This window comes from Wolbachia endosymbiont (group B) of Hofmannophila pseudospretella (assembly GCF_964028515.1).
In the GTDB taxonomy this organism is placed as follows: Bacteria; Pseudomonadota; Alphaproteobacteria; order Rickettsiales; family Anaplasmataceae; genus Wolbachia.
This window is the reverse complement of record NZ_OZ034788.1, coordinates 1,606,079-1,615,186: the sequence shown is the minus strand read 5'-3', so window position 1 is coordinate 1,615,186 and position 9,108 is coordinate 1,606,079. Positions and strand designations below refer to the sequence as shown.

The following is a 9,108-nucleotide window of genomic DNA, read 5'->3' as shown; positions in this document are numbered from 1 at the left end:
AAACCACCCTTGTTCTCTATGGGCTAGACAATCCAAAGGGAACTTTTTCTGGTTAATAAAATACGGAAGGGAGCTGTGCAAAGAGTATACTTGGCGATATAAAAGAAAACATAGATCAGAAGAAGTTATAGATTGGTGTGATAGTAATAAGAATTTGCTTGTTTTTCAATCAACCGATATAAAGCCTTTTGTACAGGCGTTACCAGATCAATATAAGTCTAGTCATTCAGTAAAAGCTTACAGAGAGTACTACCTAAAAGAAAAGATGAGGTTTGCTAAGTGGGAAAAGGGTAGAGAAGTACCGGATTGGTTGCTAAGCAGAATCGTACGTCTGAAAAGCCGCAAATAAAAAGAACGCCTTAATTAGTAGAGAGGAAGGTGCATAAAAACTAAAACATCTTCTCACTTTAACTCTTAATTAGATTTGAGGTAAATCATTAAAATCTCCACTCTTTTAACTGAGTCTGATAAAATTTAAAAACGGCAGTTTATTGAATACTTTACATGATTAAACCATTAAAACTCTTCAATTTTACTGAATTGATGGTAATTTCAAGGTATTTGCTGCTCAAATTTAGATACATGCTAATTTCTCTATTATAAATACTTAAATTATAAACTATTTACTCTTTAATTTTGGTTATTAGTACTGCGATCCAGAGGTATTCCAACATCACTCACTTCAGAAGAGCAAAGTACTCTGATAATCTGGAATTTCAAAGTAAGGTCTCGATATTACTTCTTTTATAACCTAACGAAAATCTGAGTTCAGAACATAAAACCAGTCCCTTAATATAACTACTTTGCTGTTCCCTTACTATCATTTACAAAGAAGCCCTTATATTTTTCTACTAAATCTGGTCTTTTCTTCATCTATATCTCCTTCTACACCTAGAACTCTATTCGCCAATTCCCTATTCTCTAGAGAAATAAGTAATGCTCTATATCACCGTCAGAAATTAATCTGCCGCACCGAGAACTGATAGACCTTTTTATCTTTCCCATTATCTCTTTTCTTGGGGTGAGTAAAACAATATATTTTTCCACATAGTTATAAGCTGGGAACCATAAAAACAGCTTCATGATCAGCCATTTTAAAAGTTCGATCAAGTTCAATATTCCTAAGCGTTGTACTTGCCTTATATGAACAATAACATCCCAATGTAAGGAAAGTTAATGCAGTCAAAGCAAGTGAAATAGATATTCCTAAATGAGACATTGTTAAACTTGTGCCAACAGCAAATACTCCAGATAATATAAGAGAAGCAGAGGCATAAATTATTTGCTTTCTACTCTGAGCTCTTGCTTCTGAGAATTGAGATTTTACTGCTGAACTTTGTTCAGAGACTCGAGATAGGTTGCTAGTCCTTTTACTATAACCTTGTTTTACATTAACACCCACAGACTCAGTGGCAACTTTTGAATCCATCTCATCCTGGATTGATATATCAATATTTTCCGGCTGTTCATTAGCTAGAATAAGCTCATCATGCAAATTTTTTACAGAGCAAAAATGTGAGGGATCGATACTAAAGCTTTCTTCAATGCCTTCTAATCGTTTATTCTCTTCCTTTAATCGTTCTATATTTCCTCGTAATATACTATTTTCTAATAGCAATTCCTCACATTGTTTCCCTTTTGCATCTATCTCTTGTTCCAGCTTTACTAGTTTAATTTCATAGTCTTTACATAACTCAGCTTTTCCTTCCGGTATATCTGCATCCTCCACTTGTATACACGAATCTTCGGTTTCTCTTTTTGTCTTTTCCGCTCTTAACAAATACTCATAATCATCTTCTAACCCATTTATTTTTTGCATTAATCGTTGATTGTTCTCATTCAGCCCATTTATAACTTCCTGCATCTTTTCTTTTTTATTAAATAGCAATTCCTTTTCTTCTTTCGCTGTAGCAAGTTTTTCCTTAAGTTCATCATTTTCTGCTAGAAAATCTTTATTCTCTTTTTCAAGTTTATCTACTTTTTTCTCTAACTCTTGAACACTGTTATCTAAGGATTCATTCATCTTTTCCAATCCCTTCAATTTTTGTTCAAGATACATGCTTTTAGAATCACTTTGTGGTAATCTTGTACCAATATCTACGAGAATTTCTCCTACAAAATCCATAAACTTTTTGAAATGTCTCTCATGAACTATCACTTCTTCACTTAGTGTAGTATTACCCAGCTTTTCCACAATTTCTTGGATTTTTTTTAAACTATTGGATAATAGCTCCATTCGTTCAACAATTTTAGTTACTTCACTTACGTTCAATTCATCACTCAGATCTGCATTACTAGTATAATTCTCACCAGTGGTAACTAGGTTAGATGGATTGGCAGGTTTAATCGGGGTACTCGTATCAACAGAAGCTCCAAATGGCATAAACAGTGCACTTCGGCTGCTCTTAATCGATCTACCTAGTGAAGGTATATCACTATTATAAAGTGTTCTATCACCACTAGAGGCAACTTGCTCTTGTCTATAATTTGTAGAAGTTCCTGTTGGACTAGTACCATTTTTCTGATCTTCTCTACTGCTTTCATTCGTAAAGCGCTTCACTCCCATTACCCTCCTAATATTCTCTCCAAGTTCTTCTCTTTCGATTATAATACGAGATTCATTTTTTTCATAGTTAATTTTATCATATAATTGTTCACATTCTTTGTAGGACAATATTGGTTGTAGCGTCTTCTTCTTTACTTCTTCATCGTAGAAAGCTCTCAGCTTATCATTTGATAATATTGCTATAGCTTCTTTTACATCAGGATGCAATTGAGAATGCCCATTTTTGCATGAATGAACACGGTTCAGTAGAAAAATCTTAACAGAGTGTTGCTTGTATTCCATAATTTCCTCTAATGTAATCCCCATAACTTTTTCTTGTGATTCTATGTATCCTAGAGCTTCTTCAAAGTCTTGTCTGTTAGAGGTGAGAGGTTGAGCTTTTTTTAACTTTTTGATCTCACTATCTTTTGGATGCACACCATTAACTTCAATAACAGGGATAACACTTGCAGAGTCAATCGCATTTAACACAATACTACAATCATCTTGATTTTTTAGGAAAGCTTTTAGCTGTTTTTTAAAGTTCAATAAATTACTTAATTTATCTTCATTAGTTTTAGATTTTTTGATTTGATCATAAACGTTTCTGGCTGCTTGGTTATTCTCTTTATCAGTCCTTATTTTACTTTCTAACTTACCAAGGAGTTTGCTCAGTGGTTTTTTAAGTTTCTTATAATCGTTAACAAGCAGTTCTCTTATCCGTCTTTCAAAATCTCCTTTTTCTTTGAATCTCAAAACAGTATATAGATCATCTTCAGCCCTCTGCTGATCGGATTTTGTATTTACAACCATAACCTTACCTAACACTAACAGATACTGCTGAACAGAACTTAAGGGCGAAGTTAAAACACACTTAGTTAAAGTCATAAGCACTTCTCCAATTAATCTTACTAATATTCTTCTGGAAAACAACATATCTACTGACCTTATTCTTGGGAATATAAATAGAAAAAGTGCATCACCTATAGTCTCCAGAAAACCTGGTGTTAGCTGTCAAATTAAGATTTCTAGAAAATACTCAATAATTCCAGACAGATTTCTCTAGGCCTGACCAGAACGTTTGGGTATCAAATAGGTCTTTCTGGAGTAATTAGGTGTTGTAACTTAGTTACAAACTTAGTACCATAGCGTTGTTTTCATGATATAGGGAGGTTTAAATGCCAATAGAAACAAAACGTCAGGCTGAAGTGCTTAAAAAGCTACAAGATGTGATAAAACATACAGATCGTGACATTGCGGCTGGAAGAAAGTTAGCTATTAAAAGGTGGGTCGAGACCTATATAGAGTATATCAAACTTTTTAAGGATGATAAGCTGGAATTCTTATATAATGTTTTTCGAGATGAAGGTTGTTGGTTAGGTACAAGGTTAAATAATACTGTTTTAGGTCAGAAATTGACTGAAGAGAAAATAGGAGAAATCGATAACCCACTACCAAGGTATGGTATGGCATCTAGGTACTGTATAACGGGCAAGATAGGTGATTTTTTCAACAAACAGTTTGTACTCTCTAGAGGTCAATTTACTTCAGAAGAGGTAGATAGTCAAGGTAATCCGATCAGTGATCAATATGTAAGAAACATTCTGCTATCATCCATGAAGAGAAATGGTCCTGTGTTTGATTTCTGGATCGATAGAGAATCTGGGGAATTAAAGAAGTATGATGCAGTAGAAGGTTTTGACAGTGCTGTAAAACTTAAGTGGAGCGAAGGGGTAGAGTATTTTTATAATCAGTTAGAGGAAAAAGATAAGGAGAAGAAGCTTACAGAAGCTATTGTTGCTCTTTCTCGTCCTCAATCTGTTGAGAAAGACGCTCCTATTTTAGATTTTTGTGTAAGGAATATAGGCGATAAAGATACTCTTTTACAGAAATTATTGCAGAAAGATAAGGGAGTATATTCCCTTCTTGCTGAATTAATAGAGTCATGTTTTTTTGATACGGTTCATGATTTGGTACAGTGCTGGTGTTATAAAGGCGTTTCAGCAGGAGGAGACTGTTCGGACAAGATATTCTCACAGCAAGACTATGAACTTTTTCTTTATTCACTTTCAAATGTGATGTTGAAAAATCCTGAGTTAAGTGTTCAAGCTAGATCCCTTATTATGGAGATTTGGAAATGTGAACGCTTTGCTGAATACAGAGAGACCTCTGTTAATACTTCTAATTATACAGTTCCTATAAAGAGTGTACTTGGGGGATTAATCATTAATTGGAAACGAGAAGATGTTTGTAAGCCCGATAGGGAAATAGAGAAAGAAGAAATATTAGATATGATTTCATTTGCCAAAGGTTGCTTTCCTGAAAAGTTTGACCTTTTTAAAGAAGTCATGATAGAAAATCTTAGAATATGTGGTAGGGAAGGAAAGAGGAAAGGTGTAGATTACGGCAAGTTTGCAGAAGAGTTATTTCTTCAGTTAGAGAAAGTAACTTTACCTTCTGTAGGTGATGGTCCTTGGAATAATTTGCGGTCTCAATCTAAGGTATCTTTGCCACTTGATGGTTCTGGTGATGGCCCACAGTCTGAGTTTGAAGCTCCTAGTGTGAGTGGTATTTCTGGTTCTCATAAGAAAAGAAGAATCTAGTCTACTCATTAATGTGAGTGGTTTTTCTGGTCTTAGCAAATAGAGAGGTGCTTTGTGTCTTTAATAAGAAGTTTAGTGGATGGAGATCTTGATGGTTTTAGACAAGAGTTTGAATCCTTTTTAGATCAATGTCCATTTTTCTTGTATCATGTAAGTACAGGACGTTTCCTTCCTGTATTCTTTTTCAGTATGTTTGCTACTGCTCATGATGCTAATATCTTAAAAGCAAATGAGAGAGTGTATTTTCGTTTTGATAATCATGGTATTGATACAGGTGGTAGAAATAGAAATACAGGGAACCTAAAAGTCGCTGTTTATCGTGACGGACAGCAAGTTGTCAGATGCTACAGTATTTCTGATCGTCTTAATAGTGATGGGTTAAGGTTCAGTACAAGGGAAAGAAATGCTCTAGTGCGAGAGATTAGAGGGCAAAATCCAAATTTAAGGGAAGAAGACCTAAATTTTGAGCAATACAAAGTATGCATGCATGGAAAGGGCAAGATTCAGGGAGAGGCGATTGCAACAGTATTCGAGGTGATTCGTGAAAAAGATTCTCAAGGTAGAGATAGATTTGCTAAATATTCAGCGTCTGAGATTAGCCTTCTTAGGCATATAGAACGCAATAGGCTTAATGGGATTAATGCGCCTGCGCCACGCAGTTTGTTGACAGTTAAGGAAATAGGAAGTATACGACTCAATCAAGATCAGAGAGTACAGCTTGGTCATTTGGTCAATTTTGTGCAAGTTGCACCGGGTCAGCAAGGGATTTTCAGTTTTATGGAAGTGCTAGCAAGTAACCAAAGAATAAATATAGAACGTGGAATAAATGAAGGAATTTTGCCATACATAACTCGAATCTATCGTAGTTACCTAGGCAACCTACAAAATGACATTCAAAATCGCAGTCAAAAGTTTGAGAGTCACGGATTTTTCTTAGGTTTGTTGGCAAATTTTATTCATCTCTACACAATAGATATTGACCTTGACTTGTCTCCTGGAAATTCATATGTTGCTTTTCTTATATGTCATCAGGCAGAGAGAGAAAACATTCCTATCGTTATTAATGTTACTAGATGGAGGACATCGTCTGATATTGCATTAAACCGCGCTAGAGCTGATGCTAAAAGATTACATGCTTCTTCATTTATATCTATTCACACTGAATCAAGAAATGCTGTTTGTATTGGATTAAATTTTAATCTGAATATAGATCCTTTTAGTATTGATACAGTAGAGTTTTTAGAGAATAGATTTCCTTTGGTACAAAGATTATTTGAGTGTTTGGAGGATGAAGGAATTAGAGAAAATATTAGAGATTTCTTGCTTCAACATCTTCCTAACGAAATACCAAGAAATGCAGAGAATTATAACAGAATATTTGATTGCATAACTGGTTTTGCTTTTGGGAATAGTATTTTAGAAGAGTTCAGATTAGTAAACGCAGTTCAACAACGTGTAAGAAAGTATATATTTAGATATGGTGATGAGAATCATGCTTTAACCATGGTCTTCCATACTCAAGGTTCTGATATAGTTATACTTCATATTAGAGATAACAACGCTGTACAACAAGGAGCCATCAATTTACAAGATCTTAATGTTGACGGAAATAATGTTCATGTACGGGAAGTTTCATGCACACTTAATAATCAACTTGGCCTTAATATTCATACAGATAACCTTGGTTTATATCACAATTACCAAAATAATAATGCAAATAATTTTCTTGGTGGTAATCTTGTGCAAGTGCCTAATGCTGGAAATGTGCATAATGCTTTAAATCAAGTTATGAATGATGGCTGGCAAGATAGATTTCAGCATCAAGAATTATTTAGAAACATTTCTGCAGTATTAATGCCAGAAGATACGCATGGCAATATGATAATAGATGTAAATAGCAAAGATAAGTTTCGCTCTATACTACATGGTACATTTTATGCTAGTGATAATCCTTATAAAGTGCTTGCTATGTATAAAGTTGGTCAAACATATAGTTTAAAAAGGTGGCAGGAAGAAGAAGGAGAAAGGGTAATACTTACAAGAGTTACAGAACAGAGACTAGGTCTTCTATTATTAAGACAACCTACAGCAGATACTCACCCAATTGGATATGTATTAGGATTTGCTGATAATGCAGAAGAAGTAGAACAGGAGCAAGACGAGGCAAGGTACAAAATAACAGAATTGATGAGCAAACAAAGGGGATATTTGCCTATTACTTCTGGAAATGAGGTGGTTTTGTCTTATGCTGTATTTAATAGAGGTGCACAGAGAGCAGAAGACTTTATATCTCTTCCACAACAAGCAGTGTATGTACATAGACTTGATCGTCGTGGTCATGACTCAAGACCAGAAGTATTAGTGGGACCTGAAAGTGTTATTGATGAAAATCCACCAGAAAATCTATTGTCAGATCAAACTCGTGAAAATTTCAGGCGCTTTTACATGGAAAAAAGACCAGGACAGAACTCGATTTTTTTGCTTGATATAGATGATAATCTGCACGTTCCATTTAGTTACTTGCAAGGTACTAGAGCACAGGCAATAGAAACATTAAGGTCAAGAATAAGGGGAGGTGGTACTTCTACAGCACAAGGAATATTACAACAAATAAACACTATCCTTCGTAGAAACAACGCTCGTGAAATAGAAGATGTGCATAATCTACTTGCACTAGACTTTGCAACAGAAAATCAAAATTTCCGTTATTGGCTACAAACTCATGACATGTTTTTCGCTGCACGACAATATACTTTCCATGATGATCGATCTAATCCAACTAATGATCGTCATGATTTTGCAATAACTTCAGTAGGAGTCGATGGAAATCAAAATGATCCAACAGGTAGGGACTTATTAAGTAGTAACATAGATAACTTTAAACAAAAAGTAGATTCGGGTGAAAAAGATAGATTAACTGCTATTATTAATGTAGGTAATCGTCATTGGGTTACATTAGTTATTGTCCACCAAAATGGAAATTATTATGGGTATTATGCTGATTCACTTGGTCCAGATAGTCGTATTGACAATAATATTCGAGGAGCTTTAAGAGAATGTGATATTAGCGATGATAATGTCCATGATGTTTCCGTTCATCAGCAAACAGATGGCCATAATTGTGGCATATGGGCATACGAAAATGCTAGGGATATTAACCAAGCTATTGATCAAGCTTTACAGGGAAATAGTAACTTTGGAGAGAAAGGTGAAGGTATTATAGGTTATATACGTGGTCTTCTTAGTGCAGGAATTGGAAATGACACTAGACAACCTCAAAGAAATGAACAATACTTTAGAAATCGGAGAAGAAATATTTCACAATTATTCCAAAATGATTCTCTATCTTCTCCTAGGGGTAGATTGATTCAAGGTCGTCCAGGAATTCAACATGAAATTGATCCATTACTATTACAATTTTTAGAACTCCAATATCCACAGCGTGGAGGTGGGGGAGCATTGCAATTAGGCGGAGAAAGAGTGATATCAATTGATTTTGGTCCGCAATCTGTATTGGATGAAATTGATGGAGTGAATAGAGTTTATGATCATAGCAATGGTAGAGGCAGTAGGTAGAGGTTAATAGGTGAATGAAGTATTTCTTTACTCCATATTTACGCGTTGGTTGTAATGGGTCTTTTAATTTATTTCTGCATATTTTTTTTGGGGGGTTGTTTATTAACAATAATATAGAAGATATTAATAAAGCTTTTGTCCGTAAAGCACATTCATGAGAGCGATATTTTCTTAAAATCAGCTAGCTTTAGATGCTGAAGTTGTGTACCGTTTAGAATAACTTCCTTAATTTTGGATATAAAATAATTTAAACGTAAGATCCACTGTAAAAGATAAGATTTAATTTGGAAGAAAAATTGATGTGATTAGAACTTGACCTTACATAGTATAGGAATATTTTTTATAAAAAGAACAATATCCATTTGAAATGTAAAATTATCATAA

3 protein-coding genes and 1 pseudogene are annotated in these 9,108 nt (G+C 34.6%); 3 read left to right on the top strand and 1 reads right to left on the bottom strand.

Features of this window, described 5'->3' with window-relative positions; all coding sequences use genetic code 11:
• A pseudogene (locus ABWU24_RS07795) lies at nucleotides 1–349 on the top strand (hypothetical protein); the annotation flags it as partial.
• A gap of 702 nt (nucleotides 350–1,051) precedes the next feature.
• Here ABWU24_RS07795 and ABWU24_RS07790 read toward each other — a convergent pair.
• A complete protein-coding gene (locus ABWU24_RS07790) occupies nucleotides 1,052–3,433 on the bottom strand; it encodes a hypothetical protein (RefSeq protein WP_353274276.1) in 2,382 nt (793 codons plus the stop codon).
• Nucleotides 3,434–3,723: 290 nt separating this feature from the next.
• On the opposite strand from ABWU24_RS07790, the gene cifA reads away from it, so the two are divergent.
• Both cifA and cifB read left to right on the top strand, forming a co-directional pair.
• Nucleotides 3,724–5,148, top strand: coding sequence for a cytoplasmic incompatibility factor CifA (gene cifA, locus ABWU24_RS07785; RefSeq protein ID WP_155968735.1), 1,425 nt, complete (start codon nucleotides 3,724–3,726; stop codon nucleotides 5,146–5,148).
• Between the two features lie 75 nt (nucleotides 5,149–5,223).
• Complete coding sequence (cifB, locus tag ABWU24_RS07780; protein WP_353274776.1) at nucleotides 5,224–8,724, top strand: cytoplasmic incompatibility factor CifB; 3,501 nt, start codon at nucleotides 5,224–5,226, stop codon at nucleotides 8,722–8,724.
• Nucleotides 8,725–9,108: the final 384 nt, after the last annotated feature.